The organism is Paraburkholderia sp. NMBU_R16, from assembly GCF_013282575.1.
Classification (GTDB): Bacteria; Pseudomonadota; Gammaproteobacteria; order Burkholderiales; family Burkholderiaceae; genus Trinickia.
Genome location: NZ_JAAAYE010000032.1, coordinates 57,297 through 74,183 on the forward strand (window position 1 = coordinate 57,297; position 16,887 = coordinate 74,183).

At 62.1% G+C, this 16,887-nt stretch carries 19 protein-coding genes; 7 read left to right on the forward strand and 12 right to left on the reverse strand.

What is annotated here, in order from left to right; genetic code table 11:
- Positions 1–133: 133 nt before the first annotated feature.
- From uvrB to GWC77_RS17395, 5 genes are all read left to right on the forward strand, one after another.
- Positions 134–2,224, forward strand: a complete 2,091-nt coding sequence (gene uvrB, locus GWC77_RS17375; RefSeq protein ID WP_173258941.1) for an excinuclease ABC subunit UvrB — start codon at positions 134–136, stop codon at positions 2,222–2,224.
- Between the two features lie 180 nt (positions 2,225–2,404).
- Positions 2,405–2,953, forward strand: a complete 549-nt coding sequence (locus tag GWC77_RS17380) for an iron transporter (protein WP_173258943.1) — start codon at positions 2,405–2,407, stop codon at positions 2,951–2,953.
- Between the two features lie 22 nt (positions 2,954–2,975).
- The gene (locus tag GWC77_RS17385) at positions 2,976–3,314 is read left to right on the forward strand and encodes a cupredoxin domain-containing protein (protein WP_173258945.1); all 339 of its coding nucleotides are present in this window, start codon (positions 2,976–2,978) and stop codon (positions 3,312–3,314) included.
- 66 nt (positions 3,315–3,380) lie between these two features.
- Positions 3,381–4,223: an FTR1 family protein gene (locus GWC77_RS17390; protein ID WP_173258947.1), complete on the forward strand. Its 843-nt coding sequence runs from the start codon at positions 3,381–3,383 to the stop codon at positions 4,221–4,223.
- Positions 4,220–5,632 carry a 4Fe-4S binding protein gene (locus GWC77_RS17395; protein ID WP_173258949.1) on the forward strand — a complete coding sequence of 471 codons (1,413 nt, stop codon included), beginning with the start codon at positions 4,220–4,222 and terminating at the stop codon, positions 5,630–5,632. The genes GWC77_RS17390 and GWC77_RS17395 overlap by 4 nt, the downstream gene beginning before the upstream one ends.
- 160 nt (positions 5,633–5,792) lie before the next feature.
- Here the strand turns inward: GWC77_RS17395 and hemP are convergent, their stop codons facing one another.
- From hemP to GWC77_RS17415, 4 genes are all read right to left on the reverse strand, one after another.
- Positions 5,793–6,050 carry a hemin uptake protein HemP gene (hemP, locus tag GWC77_RS17400; RefSeq protein ID WP_173258981.1) on the reverse strand — a complete coding sequence of 86 codons (258 nt, stop codon included), beginning with the start codon at positions 6,048–6,050 and terminating at the stop codon, positions 5,793–5,795.
- A gap of 136 nt (positions 6,051–6,186) precedes the next feature.
- Positions 6,187–6,669 (reverse strand): SRPBCC family protein, encoded by a 483-nt coding sequence (locus GWC77_RS17405; protein WP_173258950.1) that lies wholly within the window; start codon positions 6,667–6,669, stop codon positions 6,187–6,189.
- 23 nt (positions 6,670–6,692) lie between these two features.
- A complete protein-coding gene (locus GWC77_RS17410) occupies positions 6,693–7,121 on the reverse strand; it encodes an OsmC family protein (RefSeq protein ID WP_173258952.1) in 429 nt (142 codons plus the stop codon).
- 158 nt (positions 7,122–7,279) lie between these two features.
- On the reverse strand, positions 7,280–8,152 hold the full coding sequence (locus GWC77_RS17415; protein WP_173258954.1) for a pirin family protein: 873 nt from the start codon (positions 8,150–8,152) through the stop codon (positions 7,280–7,282).
- 126 nt (positions 8,153–8,278) lie between these two features.
- On the opposite strand from GWC77_RS17415, the gene GWC77_RS17420 reads away from it, so the two are divergent.
- Positions 8,279–9,259, forward strand: coding sequence for a LysR family transcriptional regulator (locus tag GWC77_RS17420; protein ID WP_173258956.1), 981 nt, complete (start codon positions 8,279–8,281; stop codon positions 9,257–9,259).
- 319 nt (positions 9,260–9,578) lie between these two features.
- Here the strand turns inward: GWC77_RS17420 and GWC77_RS17425 are convergent, their stop codons facing one another.
- From GWC77_RS17425 to GWC77_RS17460, 8 genes are all read right to left on the reverse strand, one after another.
- Positions 9,579–10,007, reverse strand: coding sequence for a biopolymer transporter ExbD (locus GWC77_RS17425; protein ID WP_173258958.1), 429 nt, complete (start codon positions 10,005–10,007; stop codon positions 9,579–9,581).
- A gap of 14 nt (positions 10,008–10,021) precedes the next feature.
- Positions 10,022–10,750 carry a MotA/TolQ/ExbB proton channel family protein gene (locus tag GWC77_RS17430; RefSeq protein WP_173258960.1) on the reverse strand — a complete coding sequence of 243 codons (729 nt, stop codon included), beginning with the start codon at positions 10,748–10,750 and terminating at the stop codon, positions 10,022–10,024.
- A gap of 24 nt (positions 10,751–10,774) precedes the next feature.
- Positions 10,775–11,530 carry an energy transducer TonB gene (locus GWC77_RS17435; RefSeq protein WP_254367015.1) on the reverse strand — a complete coding sequence of 252 codons (756 nt, stop codon included), beginning with the start codon at positions 11,528–11,530 and terminating at the stop codon, positions 10,775–10,777.
- Positions 11,531–11,757: 227 nt separating this feature from the next.
- Positions 11,758–12,000: a bacterioferritin-associated ferredoxin gene (locus GWC77_RS17440; protein WP_173258962.1), complete on the reverse strand. Its 243-nt coding sequence runs from the start codon at positions 11,998–12,000 to the stop codon at positions 11,758–11,760.
- Positions 12,001–12,148: 148 nt separating this feature from the next.
- The gene (murI, locus tag GWC77_RS17445; protein WP_173258964.1) at positions 12,149–13,051 is read right to left on the reverse strand and encodes a glutamate racemase; all 903 of its coding nucleotides are present in this window, start codon (positions 13,049–13,051) and stop codon (positions 12,149–12,151) included.
- Between the two features lie 52 nt (positions 13,052–13,103).
- Positions 13,104–13,583, reverse strand: a complete 480-nt coding sequence (bfr, locus tag GWC77_RS17450; protein WP_173258965.1) for a bacterioferritin — start codon at positions 13,581–13,583, stop codon at positions 13,104–13,106.
- A gap of 173 nt (positions 13,584–13,756) precedes the next feature.
- Positions 13,757–15,292, reverse strand: a complete 1,536-nt coding sequence (locus GWC77_RS17455; RefSeq protein ID WP_173258967.1) for a fumarate hydratase — start codon at positions 15,290–15,292, stop codon at positions 13,757–13,759.
- 153 nt (positions 15,293–15,445) lie between these two features.
- A complete protein-coding gene (locus GWC77_RS17460; RefSeq protein ID WP_173258969.1) occupies positions 15,446–16,348 on the reverse strand; it encodes a DMT family transporter in 903 nt (300 codons plus the stop codon).
- A gap of 333 nt (positions 16,349–16,681) precedes the next feature.
- On the opposite strand from GWC77_RS17460, the gene GWC77_RS17465 reads away from it, so the two are divergent.
- Positions 16,682–16,887: acetyl-coenzyme A synthetase N-terminal domain-containing protein (locus GWC77_RS17465; protein ID WP_302181371.1), on the forward strand; the 206-nt coding region annotated here is incomplete at its 3' end.

Genomic DNA, 16,887 nt, shown 5'->3' on the forward strand with positions numbered 1-16,887 from the left:
GGGCATGCAGGGCTTCTCCGGACGGGCGTTCGTTTCCGCGTGTATCGCGCTCGTCGGCTCGCTCCGCTGCTTGCCTATCCGCAAAACGCTAAAATAGCTTTTTTCTTCGGCGAACGATGCCCCTTTTTCCCTCATGTCCGAACATCAGCCTCATGCCGCCGATGCACTCGACGAATCGAAATTCATCGAGTTCGAGGGCTCCCCGTTCCACCTGTATCAACCGTATCCGCCGGCCGGCGACCAGCCGGAGGCGATCCGTTTGCTCGTCGAGGGCATCCACGATGGTCTGTCGTATCAGACGCTGCTGGGCGTGACGGGCTCGGGCAAGACCTTTACGATGGCCAACACGATTGCGCGGCTCGGCCGGCCCGCCATCGTCTTCGCGCCCAACAAGACGCTCGCCGCGCAGCTGTATTCGGAGTTTCGCGAGTTCTTTCCGCGCAACGCGGTGGAGTACTTCGTCTCCTACTACGACTATTACCAGCCGGAAGCGTATGTGCCGCAACGAGATCTTTTCATCGAAAAGGATTCGTCGATCAACGAACACATCGAGCAGATGCGGCTGTCGGCCACCAAGAGCCTGATGGAACGTCGCGATGTCGTGATCGTCGCGACTGTCTCGGCCATCTACGGTATCGGGAATCCGAGCGAATACCACCAGATGATCCTGACACTGCGCACTGGCGACAAGATCGGCCAGCGCGACGTGATCGCGCGGCTGATCGCGATGCAGTACAGCCGTAACGAGGCGGACTTCCAGCGTGGCGCGTTTCGCGTACGGGGCGACACCATCGACGTCTTTCCGGCCGAGCATGCCGAGATGGCACTGCGCATCGAGCTTTTCGACGACGAGGTCGAATCGCTGCATCTGTTCGATCCGCTCACGGGACGCGTGCGCCAGAAGATCCCGCGCTTTACCGTCTATCCGTCCTCGCATTACGTGACGCCGCGCGAGACCGTCATGCGCGCAGTGGAGACGATCAAGGCGGAGCTGCGCGAGCGGCTCGAATTCTTTCATCGCGAAGGCAAGCTCGTCGAGGCGCAGCGGCTCGAGCAGCGCACGCGTTTCGATCTGGAAATGCTGCAGGAGCTCGGCTTTTGCAAGGGCATCGAAAACTATACGCGGCACTTCTCGGGCGCGGCGCCGGGCGAGCCGCCTCCGACGCTCGTCGACTATCTCCCGTCGGACGCCCTCATGTTTCTCGACGAATCGCACGTGCTGATCGGCCAGTTGAACGGAATGTACAACGGCGACCGCGCTCGAAAGGAAAACCTCGTCGATTACGGCTTTCGCCTGCCGTCGGCGCTCGACAATCGTCCGCTCAAGTTCCACGAGTTCGAGCGCAAGATGCGCCAGGCGATGTTCGTGACCGCAACGCCCGCGGAATACGAGAGGAAAACCTCCGGGCAGGTCGTCGAGCAGGTCGTGCGGCCCACGGGGCTCGTCGACCCGGAAGTGCAAGTGCGCCCCGCACGCACGCAGGTCGACGACGTCCTCTCGGAGATCAACGCCCGCGTCGCGGTGAACGAGCGCGTGCTCGTCACCGTGCTGACCAAACGGATGGCCGAGCAGTTGACCGAGTTTCTGGCCGACCATGGCGTGAAAGTCCGCTACCTGCATAGCGATATCGATACGGTCGAGCGCGTCGAAATCATTCGCGACCTGCGACTTGGGACGTTCGACGTCCTCGTCGGCATCAATTTGCTGCGCGAGGGGCTCGACATTCCCGAAGTGTCGCTCGTCGCCATTCTCGATGCGGACAAGGAAGGCTTCCTGCGTGCCGAGCGCTCGCTGATCCAGACGATCGGGCGGGCGGCACGCAACGTCAACGGCTGTGCGATTCTCTACGCGGACCGCATCACGGATTCCATGCGCCGCGCGATCGACGAAACGGAGCGTCGACGCGCAAAGCAACTGGCGCACAACGAACGCATGGGGATCACGCCGCGCGGCGTGGTCAAGCGGATCAAGGACATCATCGACGGCGTCTACAACGCCGACGACGCGCGTGCCGAACTCAAGGAAATGCAGCAGCGCGCGAAGTTCGAGGACATGTCGGAAAAGCAGTTGGCCAAGGAAATCAAACGGCTCGAAAAGCAGATGATGGAGCACGCCAAGAATCTCGAATTCGAAAAGGCCGCGCAGGCGCGCGATCAACTCGCCGTACTGCGCGCCCGCGTATTCGGCGCGAACGTCGGGGACTCCATCGTCGGCGGCGACTGAGACGTTTCGCCACGTCGTTCTTTTGTTTGTTTGTCCGACGGAACGATGCTAGACTTATGCGCAATTGATAATCGTTCGCATTCGCGTTACTTTTCGCGATGACGGACGGCGATCGGATTACGTCGAGTCACAGTTCAGCGCGGGCGGCGTGGCCCGCGGTCGTCTTTCGAAGGAGTGTAAATGCAGCGTTCTTCCTGGATGCGCGGGGGCCTGATGGTGGCCGCTGCGATGGTCGCCACGGTGGCGTCGGCCGCCGAATACCCGATCGGCAAACAAAAGATCGAGGGGGGAATGGAGATCGGCGCCGTCTATTTGCAGCCGATCACGATGGATCCGGAAGGGATGATGCGCAAGGCGTCCGATTCGGACGTCCATCTGGAGGCGGACATCCACGCTGTGAAAAACAACCCGACGGGCTTTGCCGAAGGGGATTGGATGCCCTACCTGCAGGTCAAGTACGAGCTCACGAAAGCAGGTGGGAGCTACAAGCAGACGGGCGACCTGATGCCGATGGTGGCCGATGACGGTCCTCACTATGGCGATAACGTCAAGCTCGCCGGCCCGGGCAAGTATCACCTGAAGCTCGTGGTGAATCCGCCGATGCAAACGGGCCATATGGCGTTCGGCCGACATGTGGACAAGGAAACCGGCGTCGGCCCCTGGTTCAAGCCGATCACGATCGAATACGATTTCCCGTTCGCTGGTATCGGCAAGAAGGGCGGATATTGATCCGTTGAGAAGGATTGCGCGTATGAAATTTCATCGTCTCAGCCTATGGCTCGCCGGCGTCGTTCTCGGGCTCGCCGGCGCCTTGGTCCATGCGGAAGACTTGCCGACATTCAAGCTCGACATGGCGGACGGCAAAGTCGAGCCGGCACGCATCGAGGTGCCGGCGGGCAAACGCATCAAGATCGAAATCCGGAACACGGGCAAAGGCGCTGTCGAGTTCGAGAGCGTGCAGTTGCGCAAGGAAAAAGTGCTTGCGCCGGGCGCGGAATCGTTCGTCGTCATCGCGCCGCTGACGCCCGGGGAGTACAAGTTCTTCGACGATTTCCATCAGAGCGCGCAGGGTGTGATCGTCGCAAAGTAGTGGGATGAGTCGAGCATTGCGCGCGGTGGACGCAACCCGGGTTTGCCGCGTGCCGGAGAAGTTCGGATGGGGCAGGTATTGTTCGTCGTATGGCGAGAAAGCGTCGAGGCGTTGCTCGTCGTCGGTATCCTCTATGCGTGGCTGAAAAACGGCGATATGTCCGCGCGGCGGTCTTTGCCGTTTCTCTGGGCCGGCGTCGGCGTGGGTGTGCTGGCGGCTGTTGCGCTGGGTGCCGCGCTCGTCGGATTCAGCGAGTTCCTCTCGGGCGACGCGGCTGATTACTTCCAGACGGGCATGGTACTCGTCGCCTGCGTGCTGATCGTGCAGATGGTGCTTTGGATGAAGCGGCACGGGCGCACGTTGAAGCGCGACATGGAGCGCTCGCTGCAGACTCATACGCGCGACGGCAACGGCTGGGGTATCGCGATCCTCGTCGCGCTCGCCATTGCCCGCGAAGGCAGCGAAACGGTCATCTTTCTTTACGGTCTGGGATTCGGGCAGTCCGGACATGTCGGCGGCGCCGATGTCCTCGCGATCGTGCTCGGTCTCGCACTGGCATTTCTCACGTTCTACTGCCTGCAATTGGGCGGCCGGTTCTTCTCGTGGCGGCATTTCTTCCGCGTTACCGAGATCATGTTGCTGCTGCTCGGTGCGGGCTTGCTGCAAACCGGTGTCGATAAGTTAATCGACAAGGAGATATTGCCGCTCGGTATCGCGCAACTGTGGAACACGTCGGCTTTGATCGACGATTCGAGCACGGTCGGCTCGCTCGTCGCCGCATTGACGGGCTACCGGGCTCATCCTTCGTTGACCAACCTCGTCGCCTACGTGTTGTATTGGGCGGTCGTCGGTTGGCTTGCGCGTCGTGCCAGCCGCATGCCGGCAACTACAGCGGGCCGCCCGGTATGAGCAGCCCCGCCGTCACGATGTTCGGTTCGAGTCGGCTCGCGCAAGTTGGCGCATGGATGCAGCGTCACGGTGCAGTCATTCGTGCGGTGCAATGGGTTGTCGTATCGATCTATGCATTCCTCATTGTCGTGCCAGCCTGCATGCCGCTGCCCGACAACACTGCTCATCTCTGGACCAATCTGACGCTTGCCGCCCAGTTCGTCTTCTGGGGGATCTGGTGGCCGTTCGTTTTGCTTTCGATGGTGATGCTGGGCCGCTTCTGGTGTGGCGTGCTCTGTCCCGAAGGCGCACTGTCGGAATTCGCGAGCAAACATGGGCGAGGACGCGCCATTCCCCATTGGATGCGCTGGGGTGGCTGGCCATTCGTCGCGTTCGGGCTCACCACGATCTACGGACAGATGGTGAGCGTCTATCAGTACCCGCGAGCGGTTTTGCTCGTACTGGGCGGCTCCACGGTGGCGGCAATCGCGATCGGTTTGCTGTATGGCCGGGAAAAGCGCGTCTGGTGCCGGTACCTATGCCCGGTCAACGGTGTGTTTGCCTTGCTTGCGCGCCTCGCGCCGTTTCACTACAAGGTCAATGAAGACGCGTGGCGGCGTTCATATAAAGCCGGCGAGCACGGTCACCGCGTGATTCCGATCAACTGCGCGCCGCTCGTGCCCTTGCGCAACATGAAAGGCGGTGCCGCATGCCATATGTGCGGTCGGTGCAGCGGGCATCGCGACGCGATTGCGCTGTCATGGCGTTCGCCATCGCAGGAAGTCGTGGAGTTGGGGCGTGATGCCGCGAGCGGCTGGGATACCGCGCTGATTCTCTATGGGCTGCTCGGGATCGCCATCGGCGCATTTCACTGGACGGTCAGCCCATGGTTCGTGCAGATCAAGCAGTCGCTTGCCATGTGGCTGATCGATCGCAATATCACCTGGCCGCTCGACACGAGTGCACCGTGGTTCCTGCTGACGCACTATCCTGAGCAAAACGATGTTTTCTCGTGGCTCGATGGCGCGCTCATCGTCGGCTACATTCTGGCGACTGCTGCCGTCTATGGCACCGTGCTACTCGCCTGTTTATCGCTTGCCACGCGCGCGCTGGGCCGGTTCGATTTCAAGCGCCTGCATCATCTGACGCAGGCGCTGATTCCCGTTGCAGGTGCCGGCGTTTTTCTGGGGTTGTCCGCTACGACGCTTTCGCTGCTGCGCGCGGAGCACATTCCGCTCGAATGGGCGCCGGGCGTCAGAATCACCGTCCTTGCGATCGCGAATCTATGGAGTGTATGGCTCGGCTGGCGCGTGACCAGCCGTTATGCGACGACCTTCATTGCGCGTGGCGCGGCAATGCTGCCGTACGTCGCGGCGATTGCTGTTGCCGATAGCGCGTGGTGGTTGATGTTCTGGGGTTTCACTCGCTAGTCGAGCTGAGCAGCGTAACACCGTATGAAAAAAACGGCATGGCTGGCTGCGGCGGTTGCAAAAAGTGGTTGCACGAAGGGGTCTAGACTCGCGTGCAATTCCGTCGCGGCTGGCTACTGCCCAACACCTCTTGGGAGGTGGTCCCCACAATACCCGGTCGTTACTTCGTCAGGATCAGCTTGCCCAGGCGCGTTGCGCGCAGCTGGTACGTTTCGCCGTTATGCGCGATCAGCACATGAGTTCCTCCCTGGAGCAGCGTATCGCTGCGCACCACGCGCTGTTCGCTGCCGCTTCGATCGCTTGCTGAAGCCGTGCGCGGACCAGACACTGGATCGGTCCGTTCGTTTCGGCTGTGACGTGAGGCGGTTGGCATAGCGCGTCGCAAAGTCAGGGTGGTCGGGCGGTTGAATTCACTCATCGGCGCATCAGGGTTTCGATTCGATAAAGCAAAGTATAAATGAGAATCATTATTGATTGAAAAAAAGATTTTCATCGAGATACGGCGCCGATAGCGAGGTATCGATGCCGTTTGCTTACCCACACCTCGCTTGCCGTTAGTGCAATGCGCCCGGTTGTTTCGGGTTGCTGGCGTACTGGCGAATGAGGCGCACGGTGTCGATATCGGATTCCCGATATGCCGACTTCACGATTTCCGTCGTTTGCCTTGCGTCTTCGGTGTCGGCGGTAGGGAGGGTCGTCTCGTACTGAAAACGCAGAAAGAGCTGGGACGCGTTCGGTTGCTCGATCGTCATCGTAAGCGAGCCACCCACATGTGCCTGCGTCGGGAGAATGTCGTACCGCACACTTTCGTTCGGCGTCAGCGTGACGCGGTCTCGAACCGTAGCGGAGCCATAGTGGAGTTCGCGTTCGAGCGTCAAGTCCGTTCGTGAGAGGATCGTGCAGCTATCCAATCCGATCACGAACAGTTGCGGCTGCTCAGCCCGCAATACGAGCCCCTCCCAAAGTTGCTCGCGCGTCAGCGTCTCGACGAGCGGATTGAGTGGGTCGTTGATCTGGATGAGGTGTTCGAAATTCAAGACGGGTCCTTCGCTTCAGGCGTTCATGCTCCGGTGGCATCCACGGTCGGCGGCGGCACCGCGGCAAGGCCGGTGTGAATGTTGATCGGACGCGTGAGGATTTTGTGAACGGGGCAGGCGTTGGCGATTTGCAGAAGCCGCTCGCGCTGCTCGTCGGACAGCGGCCCCGTGAGAACGATCGTGCGATTGATCGTTGTACCTTCTTCGGTGGGCTCGAGCGAGAGCGCGACATGGACATCTTCCAGCGGCCACTGTTTGCGCTGGGCGTACATCTTCAGCGTGATCGAAGTGCATGCGCCTAGACCCGACAGCAGCAGCGAGACTGGGGTGGGTGCACGATCGCCGCCGCCGAGCGCGGCGGGTTCGTCGGCGTGCCAGAGATGGACACCGTCATCGAACAGGACTTGATAGGGGGTAGGACCGATCTTTGCGTGGACGACGCGTTCGCTCATGCCTGGCTCCGGGTTCAAGGGCGGCGTCGACGGTGCCACGCCGCTGGCCGTCGTACGGCTGGCGCGCAGACGGTCAGCCGCACGAACGACTATTGTGACGCAATTCATCGACGCCTGCGCGCGGACACCGCGCACGTGGCAATGCCCGGAGCCCGGAATCAGTGGGCGATCTGGCCCATGCGGCCCGTCTGATAGTCGACGACAGCTTGCCTGATTTCCTCCTCCGTATTCATCACGAACGGACCGTGCCGCACGATCGGCTCGTTGAGCGGTGCGCCGCCGATGAGCAGCACCTCCAATGGCTCGTCGCCCGCGCTCAGCGTCACGCTGTCGCCGTCATCGCCGAATACGACCATATGCTGCGCGCGCACCGCTTGCCCCTTCGGACCGAATCGCCCCATACCGGAGAGCCCATAGGCAAATACGCGGAACCCTTCCGGAACCGGATGGACGATCGAGCCGCCAGGCTGCAGCGAGAAGTGCTGATACAGGATCGGGGTGTGCGTTTCGATGGGTGCCCGCACGCCGAGCGCTTCGCCCGCGATCACTTTGACTCGGACCTTACCGTCTCGGGAAGTCACTATCGGAATTTGCTCTGAAGGGACTTCCTGGTAGCGCGGCGCGATCATCTTGTCCTTGCGCGGTAGATTGACCCAGAGTTGGAGCCCGTGTACGCGGCCGCCACCGGCGGCGAAGGCCGCCTCGGGCATCTCGCTGTGAACGACTCCTGCACCGGCCGTCATCCACTGAACGTCGCCCGGCTTCAGTACACCGGCGTGCCCGGCCGAATCCTTGTGGCTGAACCGGCCCTCAAGCAGATAGGTCACCGTTTCGAAGCCGCGATGCGGATGGTCGGGCGCGCCCTTGGCCGCGCCGGGCGCGTAGTCGGTCGGACCCATCTCGTCGAGCAGCAAAAATGGATCGAAGTCCATCAGCATGCGGGTAGGGAACGGTCGATGGACGACAAACCCGCCGCCTTCCGTCGTGCGCACGGCCGGGAGCGTATATCTGATGCTGCGAGTGGCTGACATGTAGAGTGACCTCGGCGATCCCTCTCGGGCATCGCGATTCGATTGTGTGGGCTTATTATATGGACCGGCGCCCGCCATTCCAGCCACCTCCAGGGCAATGGACCGTCCCATCGATGGAACAATCAGATGCAGCTCGATTCGCACAACTTGAACGACCTGATGTATTTCGCCCGAGTCGTGGAACACGGTGGTTTCTCCGCGGCTGAGCGTGTGCTCGGTATCTCGAAATCACGCCTGTCGCGCAGAGTGGCGGAGTTGGAATCAGCGGTGGGTGTGCGGTTACTGCAGCGCTCGACCCGCAAGCTTGCACTGACCGAAGCGGGGCAACTCTTTTACCAACATTGCCGGGAGATGCTGACGCAAGCGCAAGCCGCAATGGATGCGGTTCAGGAGTTGCGGTCCTCGCCGCGCGGTACCGTGCGTGTGAGCGTTCCAGTGACGGTCTCGCAGACGCTGCTGTCGGATGTCCTTCCTGAATTCCTGCTGCGATACCCGGAAATTCGGCTGTCCATCCGTGTGACCAATCGGGTGATCGATCTTTACGACGACTCCATCGATGTGGCGCTGCGCGTACGTTCGGAGCCGCCCGACAGCGCCAACATCGTCGCGCGACCGCTCTGGCGCACCGAGCAAATGCTCGTGGGGGCTCCGAGCCTGCTGAGCCAGCACGCGCCGCCCGTCGTCCCGGAGGATCTGGCGCGCTTCGAGACGCTCGATACACCGACCGGGGACGGGCGCCATGTATTCAATCTGATTTCGCCCGATGGCAAGCGGCACGCGCACGAGCATGAGCCGCGCGTGGTGACTGCCGATCTCACGACGATTCGTGACGCAGTGCTGGCCGGTGTCGGTATCGCTGCGTTGCCTGTCATGATGTACGGGGCCGCCATGCGAACGGGACAGCTTTCGCCCGTGATGCCGGGTTGGACGTTGCCGGCGCCGCAACTTTTTGCGGTGTTCGTCTCGCGGCAGGGCATGATCCCGGCGGTGCGGGCGTTCGTCGATTATCTCGTCGAGGTCATCGATCGGGCCGAACATCCGGGCGAATGCCCCACAAAGGAGCAGGTCCGCGCGGCGCAACGGCAGGCGTCGATGGTGGTGCCGTGAGGCGGGTGCATCGCTTTTGTCATTGAAGCGCCGGCGACGATCAGTAGTTTCTATGGTGGTTCGCTTGAACCGTCCGGCAGGGAGGCCTATAGTGGAATCCCGTTCGCGCTGGCGGTTCCAGTGCGGAATATGGCGGCTTCTCTCATAGCAAGCCGAATAGGGCTGAAACGCGCTGTCCGTGACGAACACGGCTGTTGCATTTGTGTGCTCCCGCTACCCCGATGGCGAGCGAGCGCGCCCGCCCGAAGGCGCCGTGTGCGCATGAAAAAAAGGGCCCTCGTCGCGTGATGAGGGCCTTTTTTATTGAGCGCGTGAGCGCTTAACGAGCGCCGCTGGGCTTGGGTGCCGTGACAAAACCGATTCTCGTCAATCCGCCCGCTTGCGCCGTCGACATGACTTCGGCGACCCGCTCATACGGAACCTTCCGATCGGCTTCGAGATGCAACTCTGTTTGTGGATCGGCTTCGGCCGTCTTCCGAACTCGTTGCAACAGCGCGTCGGGCGCAACGGGCTCGTTGTTCCAGAAGAGTGCGCCGTCGGCGCGCACGCTGACGCTCACATGCGCGGGACGTTGAGCCGGCGCGTTTCCTCCGGCTTGCGGGAGATCGATCGCGATTGCGCGATGAATCGCGGGAACGGCTACGAGGAACACGATGAGCAGCACGAGCATGACATCGATAAACGGTGTCATGTTGATCTCGTTCATCAGATCGTCGTCGTCATCGACATCGAAGGCATGCATGGACATTGCCCGTCCCGTGGTCAATTCGCGCGCGCCGCGAGGCGCAGGCTTCCGGCCCCCGTCGACGAAAGCCGCGTCCCTGTCACGAAGTACGCGTGCAGGCCGTGGGCAAACCGACGCAGACTTCCGACGATCGCCTTGTTCGAGCGGGTGAGCGCGTTGTAACCGAGCACGGCCGGAATCGCGACGATCAGCCCGAACGCCGTCATGACGAGCGCTTCACCGATCGGGCCGGCGATCTGATCGATCGATGCCGCGCCGCTCGCACCGATGGAGATCAGCGCACGATGAATGCCCCACACAGTACCGAAGAGCCCGACGAACGGCGCAGTCGATCCGATCGACGCGAGCACGCCGAGGCCGCTCTGCAGATGCCCGACACGATTGTCCATCGTGTCCTTCAGGCACCGCGAGATCCATTCCGAAACGTCGAGTTGATCGTGCAAATGGGGCTGCGTTCGCTTGTGATGATCGGCGGCTTCCTGGCCCGACAGCGCTAGCGCAAGGAAAGGGTTGTCGTGGGAGGCGCGCGCCGATGCGCCCAGCTTCTCGATGCCGCTCGTGAAATTGCCGGAATGCCAGAAATCGCGCTCGGCATGCTTCGTCAGGCGGCGCAACCGGAGTGCGCTCCATCCTTTTGCGATGATCACGCTCCACGACATCAACGACATTGCCAGTAACGCGATCGCAATCGCGCGCGTGACGAAATCGCCCTGTGCCCAGACATGGGCTACACCGTAGCTCTGCATTGGTTTCCTCTTTTCTCGGTGACGTCAATCGCCGAAGGCGAATATGAACGGCTTCGTATAGGCCACGCGGACCGGCGTGCCATTTTCCGTAAAAGGACGGCAAGAACTCGCGCGCATCGCGGCAAGCGCCGCTTCGTCGAGCCGCGGGTAGCCGCTGCTCTTGGCAAGTTCGATGTCTTCGATCGTACCCGTGAGGCCGATCACGAAATTCACGTCCGCCGTGCCGGCTTCCCCGCGGCGACGCGATAACGCGGGGTAGTCCGGTTTGACGATATTGCAGTCGACATGACGTACGTCTTTGGGCGCACTGATCGCGAGCGTTTCTCGCCCCGTGGCGGCCGGCGCGGGCTGAGCTTGATGGCTGGCCGCCTCGTTCGCATTGGGGGCCGCGACGACCGCTGCCGACTCGGGCTTGTTCTGTGACGCGGTTGATGGCGCGGGCGCCGCGGGCTGGGCGGGAACGCGCGGCGACACCGTGTGCATAGGCGTTGGCGGCCGCACGCGCGGCTCAGCGTGCTTTTTCACGATCGGCTGGGGTGCCGGAGCGGGCGCTGGGCTCGACCGTAATGCGCTTGGGGCGGCCGGCGCCGGTTCGGGGCTCAGCAATTGTGCGCGGATGACAGGAGACTCGATCGCGACGGGCGGGGCCGTACGCTCGCTCGCCCGCATGATCAGAGCGATCAACACGACGTGGATGAGAGCAACTGCGGCGACGGTCGACACTGTGCGCACGCTCGCCGCTGGCGGCAGCGCCGAAGCCGTCGAGGCCGGGACGTTCAATGGCGCGCCCATCATCAATACGGCAGTGCGCCGACTTCATGGCGCGCGCGACCCAATGGCTGGCACTTCATGCGCGAAAAATCAGAAGAGAGATACCCAGCGCCATGGCGAAACCGATAAGCAATTCCATCTCGAAGTCCTCCGACGAACACGAGCGGCTGCTGGCGGGTGACGAAACTGGCGCGCCGAACGAAAAGATAAACAGCGGAAGCAAACTGCGCAATGGCTCAGGCAGCCTTGCGATCGTAAAAAGTCACTTCCATCGGGTGTGCGTGTGCCGGGCGCTGCACGCCGCAGCGCGTCTCACACACCCCGCACTGTGCCATGACGTCTCGCACCGATTCCTCGCACTTGCCGCAGCACGTGGCGACGCCGAACTCGAATTGCAGTTCGTCGAACGAATCGACACCTTCCGCGATGGCGGCGCGAATCTTCCGGTCCGAAACGGACTTGCAGACGCAGACAATCATGGCTCGTGCAGTAGAGAACGTTAATGCGAACTATTATCATTTCGTTCGCAGCGCTTTGCAAGTCTGCTCGTTGTTTTTTTATCGGGGAAGGAAGGCCTGCCCCTTTATTTGGGGCAGGAAGGGCGGATCGGTGCGAACGGTTTTGCTGTTATGCCGCCTTGGGAGGGTGGCCCGCCTCGCCGGGTTCGGAGCCGGACGCCTCAATGGGCTGCAACTGCTCCACCGGCAGATCGAGGCCCAAGAGAGCCTGGGCCAGCTGCCGCAGATGGGCTCCGTCGCTCGTGGAACAGAGGCGCGGCGCCGCGGGTGCGGTGCCTGACGCAGCACGCAACCCGTATGTATGGAGGACGCGTTCGAGCTGTCTGGCGATGGCAACGCTCGTGTCGATGAGCGCCAACCGGTCCCCGACGATTCGGCGGATGGCCGTATCGAGGAACGGATAGTGGGTGCAACCGAGGACGAGCGTATCGGCGCCCGCTTCCAGCATGGGCTCGATGTAACCCTCGAGGAGCCGCGAGAGCGCCGGTGAATCGATGTCGCAGCGTTCGACCGCCTCCACGAGGCCATGTCCGGGTTGGCAGAGGAAGCGGCAATCTGCCGCGTGGCGCTCCACCAATTGGCGAAACCGCTCGCTTTTCAGCGTGACCTGCGTGGCCAGCACCCCGGCCACGCGCGTCTTCGACTGCGCGGCCGCAGGTTTGATGCCGGGCTCGACGCCTACGACGGGAACGGGCAGGCGCTCGCGCAGCGCGGCGATCGACTCGGCCGTAGCCGTGTTGCAAGCGACAACGAGCGCTTTCGCACCTTGCGAAACGATCCAGTCCCCCATGGCGAGCGTGCGCTCGACGATATACGCGTGGTCGCGCTCTCCATAGGGGGCGTGACGGGAGTCGGCCACGTAGAGAAGGGACTCGCCGGGCAGCACCGTACGAACGGCCCGCAGCACAGAAAGACCGCCGAGGCCGGAATCGAAGATCCCGACGGGGGCGGCAGCCAGCTCGGGAACGGTGCCCGCCGGGCCGCTTGCGAACGAGGTTGGGGTTGTCGTCATGAGACGTGACGAAGTGACGAAGGGACGATCGCGTGGGTCGGCTACTGCTCGATCAGGATTCGATCGAACCCATTGCCGACTGTTGATAGTTCTGAATGCCGAGTTTATCGATGAGATCGAGTTGCGTCTCGAGCCAATCGATATGTTCTTCCGTATCGTCGAGGATTTTTTCGAAGATGGAGCGCGAGACGTAGTCGCGAACCGATTCGCAGTAGGCGATGGCTTCCTTGCAAGTCGCCTGCGACCCTTGCTCGAGCTTCAGATCGCACTCGAGAATTTCGCGCGTTTCCTCGCCGATGAGCAGTTTGTGCAGATCCTGCAGGTTCGGTAATCCGTCGAGCATGAAGATGCGTTCGATGAGCATGTCGGCGTGCTTCATCTCGCCGATGGATTCATCGTATTCGTGCTTGCCGAGCTTCTCGAGGCCCCAATGCTTGTACATGCGGGCGTGCAGGAAATATTGATTGATTGCCGTCAGCTCGTTGGTCAGTTGGCGGTTCAAATAGTCGAGGACTTGCTTGTCGCCTTGCATGATCTTCCTTTTTCGTGAGGCATCTGAGTGCGAACGATAAACGCTGCTGTCCGAAATGCCAAGCCGCGTGGGCGAGCGTTGGCCGATCGGACGATGTTCGGGGTGCCGCAGTGAAAAAGCCGGGCGCGACGGCCCGGCTTTCGCATGCGAGACGCCGCGGCCAGACCTAGGCCTTAAGCCGGCACCACGGGCAGCTTACCGATCTTGGCGCGCCACTCTTTCGGGCCGGTTTCATGCACCGAGGTACCCGTGGAATCGACCGCCACGGTGACCGGCATGTCCGTCACATCGAATTCGTAGATGGCTTCCATGCCGAGGTCTTCGAACGCCAGCACCTTCGCGCCGCGAATCGCCTTCGACACCAGATAGGCCGCTCCTCCGACTGCCATCAGATAAGCCGCCTTGTGCTTCTTGATCGCCTCGATCGCGACCGGGCCGCGCTCGGCCTTGCCGATCATCGAGATGAGACCCGTTTGCGACAGCATCGTCTCGGTGAACTTATCCATGCGCGTGGCCGTGGTCGGGCCGGCAGGGCCGACCACTTCGTCGCGTACGGGATCGACGGGCCCGACGTAGTAGATCACGCGATTCGTGAAGTCGACCGGCAGCTCTTCGCCTTTCGCCAGCATGTCCGCAATGCGCTTGTGCGCCGCATCGCGACCGGTGAGCATCTTGCCCGACAGCAGCAGCGTTTGCCCCGGCTTCCAGCTGGCGACTTCCTCTGCCGTGAGCGTATTGAGGTCGATGCGTTTGCTCGTCTCGGTGTCGGCCACCCATTGGACCTTCGGCCAGGCGTCGAGCGGGGGCGCCTCGAGCCTCGCGGCGCCGGATCCATCGAGCGTGAAGTGCGCATGACGGGTGGCCGCGCAGTTCGGGATGATGGCGATGGGCTTGGAGGCGGCGTGCGTCGGCGCGGCCATGATCTTGACGTCGAGCACGGTCGAAAGGCCGCCGAGACCTTGCGCGCCGATGCCGAGTGCATTGACCTTTTCGTGCAGCTCGATGCGCAACTCTTCGATCCAGTCACGCGGGCCGCGCGCGATGACTTCTTGAATGTCGATGGGATCCATCAGCGATTCCTTCGCCATTACCATCGCTTTTTCGGCCGTGCCGCCGATGCCGATGCCGAGCATGCCAGGCGGGCACCAGCCGGCACCCATCGTCGGCACCGTCTTCAGCACCCAGTCGACGATCGAATCGGACGGGTTGAGCATCGCGAACTTCGATTTGTTCTCCGAGCCGCCGCCTTTGGCCGCGACCTGCACATCGACCGTGTTGCCGGGCACGATCTCGTAATGGATCACGGCCGGCGTGTTGTCCTTCGTGTTCTTGCGTGCGCCTTCCGGCGGATTGACGATCGAGGCGCGCAGCACGTTGTCGGGATTCAGATAGCCGCGGCGCACGCCTTCGTTGATCATTTCCGTCACGCCCATCGTTGCCGGGCCGCTCTCGCTGCCCCAACGCACGTCCATGCCGACCTTCACGAAGACGGTGACGATGCCGGTGTCCTGGCAGATCGGCCGGCGGCCTTCCGCGCACATGCGGCTGTTGGTCAGGATTTGCGCGATGGCGTCTTTCGCGGCCGGGCTGGCTTCGAGCTCATACGCGCGACCGAGTGCCTGGATGTAGTCGAGCGGATGGTAGTAGCTGATGTATTGCAGCGCGTCGGCGATGCTCTGGATCAGGTCTTCCTGTTTGATGACTGTCATGGCTTGGATGCTGTGGGGGCGAGGCGGCGCGCCGGGCGCCGGAGCGCCGGCCGCCAGGAAAACGCGAAAAATCGCGCTATTGTACCGCGCTGTGCATTGGCCGTCCGTCTCGCGATCCAGCACCCGCCCGGGCCCGCCGGAGCCCGGGCCAGATCAGGAAGCGACGGGCGGCGTGCGTTTCGTGCTGCCGCTCGCCAACGCAATGCCCGCGATGACGCACGCGAGAGCAATGCCGTGCGCGATTGTCGGGCGTTCGTCCAGAAACACGATGCCGTACGTGGCAGCCGCGATGGGCAGAACGGCGCTGAAGACGCCCGCAAGGCTGCCGTGAACGTGGCGGATGCCTTTCATCCAGAGCCAGAACGAGAAGATGCTGGCGGACAGCCCATACCAGACGACGAGTACCCAGGTATGGCTGGGCACGCTCGTGTAATCGAAGTGCGCGAGCGTATTGGCGCCGAGCGGCAACATGAGCAAGAAACCGAACAGGTGCGTGTAAGCGCAGATATCGATCGGTGCCAATGTCTGCGTCAGGCGGCGCGACAAGATCACGTAAAGCGATTCGCAGCAAACGGCGCCGAGTACCATCAGGTTGCCGGCCAGCGATGCGGCAACAGGCCGCGCGGGTACGTGTGCGCCAACTTGCGAGAGGTTGATGACGACGATGCCGGCGACGGCGAATGCGATGGAGACGATGGCCCGGCCCGTAGGTCTTTCACCCAAAAAAAGCCATGCGAACAGGGCGACCACGGCCGGGATCGTACTGGTGATGACTCCGGCCGCCACCGCGCTGGTACGCGCGACTCCGCTCAGCATCAGCAGCGTGAAGCCGAATGTACCGAAAAGAGCTTGAAGGAAGAGATTGAACCATTCGTCGCGCTTGACACGTTTCATTTTGCTCACACGCAAAAGCGGCCAAAGTACGGCGAGCGCGATGACGAAACGCAGCGTGGCGAAAAGCGGGACGGGGACGAAAGCGACGATCGACTTGCCGATCCCGACATTGCTGCCGACGAGCAGCATGGCGGCAATGAGAAACCAGGCGTATCGATTCATGGGATTCGGGGGCGTGGGTCAGGCTGGAATTGTATGGGCGCGCCCGGGCGACGGTAAAGCAAGCGCGATGTGCGCGCGGATGTGCTCCGCAGCAGTATTCGATCGCCAGCGCGGCGTATAGGACGGAGCGACCGCTAGGTATCACGCGAGTTGCGGCATGGCGGGTGCAGGGAATATTCTCGGGATTGTTACGCGATACCCGGGATGGATACGCTTCATGTTGCGGTGCAGCATTCATCGGCGCCGGCTTGCAAGCTGCCCGACCGAATGCTCGAACGACGGGCGCGCCGGCGGCGGATAGGAAATTTCATCTTGTCGATTAGGGAGTTGTCGATGTCTGCGATTGAATCAGTCCTTCATGAAAGTCGCGTCTTTGCGCCGCCCGCCGAGTTGGTGGCGAATGCGGCGGTGTCCGGAATGGACGCGTACCGCGCGCTGATGGAGCAAGCGGAGCACGACTACGAAGGATTCTGGGCGAAGCTCGCTCGCGAGACGTTGTCGTGGCACAAGCCGTTCACGAAGGTGCTCGACGAATCGAA

Bases quoted from the DNA above. Each gene is read 5' to 3' on its own strand.
- uvrB (WP_173258941.1), top strand. From the start codon at position 134: ATGTCCGAACATCAGCCTCATGCCGCCGATGCACTCGACGAATCGAAA.
- GWC77_RS17380 (WP_173258943.1), top strand. From the start codon at position 2,405: ATGCAGCGTTCTTCCTGGATGCGCGGGGGCCTGATGGTGGCCGCTGCG.
- GWC77_RS17385 (WP_173258945.1), top strand. From the start codon at position 2,976: ATGAAATTTCATCGTCTCAGCCTATGGCTCGCCGGCGTCGTTCTCGGG.
- GWC77_RS17390 (WP_173258947.1), top strand. From the start codon at position 3,381: ATGGGGCAGGTATTGTTCGTCGTATGGCGAGAAAGCGTCGAGGCGTTG.
- GWC77_RS17395 (WP_173258949.1), top strand. From the start codon at position 4,220: ATGAGCAGCCCCGCCGTCACGATGTTCGGTTCGAGTCGGCTCGCGCAA.
- hemP (WP_173258981.1), bottom strand. From the start codon at position 6,050: ATGAGTGAATTCAACCGCCCGACCACCCTGACTTTGCGACGCGCTATG.
- GWC77_RS17410 (WP_173258952.1), bottom strand. From the start codon at position 7,121: ATGAGCGAACGCGTCGTCCACGCAAAGATCGGTCCTACCCCCTATCAA.
- GWC77_RS17415 (WP_173258954.1), bottom strand. From the start codon at position 8,152: ATGTCAGCCACTCGCAGCATCAGATATACGCTCCCGGCCGTGCGCACG.
- GWC77_RS17420 (WP_173258956.1), top strand. From the start codon at position 8,279: ATGCAGCTCGATTCGCACAACTTGAACGACCTGATGTATTTCGCCCGA.
- GWC77_RS17425 (WP_173258958.1), bottom strand. From the start codon at position 10,007: ATGTCCATGCATGCCTTCGATGTCGATGACGACGACGATCTGATGAAC.
- GWC77_RS17430 (WP_173258960.1), bottom strand. From the start codon at position 10,750: ATGCAGAGCTACGGTGTAGCCCATGTCTGGGCACAGGGCGATTTCGTC.
- GWC77_RS17440 (WP_173258962.1), bottom strand. From the start codon at position 12,000: ATGATTGTCTGCGTCTGCAAGTCCGTTTCGGACCGGAAGATTCGCGCC.
- murI (WP_173258964.1), bottom strand. From the start codon at position 13,051: ATGACGACAACCCCAACCTCGTTCGCAAGCGGCCCGGCGGGCACCGTT.
- bfr (WP_173258965.1), bottom strand. From the start codon at position 13,583: ATGCAAGGCGACAAGCAAGTCCTCGACTATTTGAACCGCCAACTGACC.
- GWC77_RS17455 (WP_173258967.1), bottom strand. From the start codon at position 15,292: ATGACAGTCATCAAACAGGAAGACCTGATCCAGAGCATCGCCGACGCG.
- GWC77_RS17460 (WP_173258969.1), bottom strand. From the start codon at position 16,348: ATGAATCGATACGCCTGGTTTCTCATTGCCGCCATGCTGCTCGTCGGC.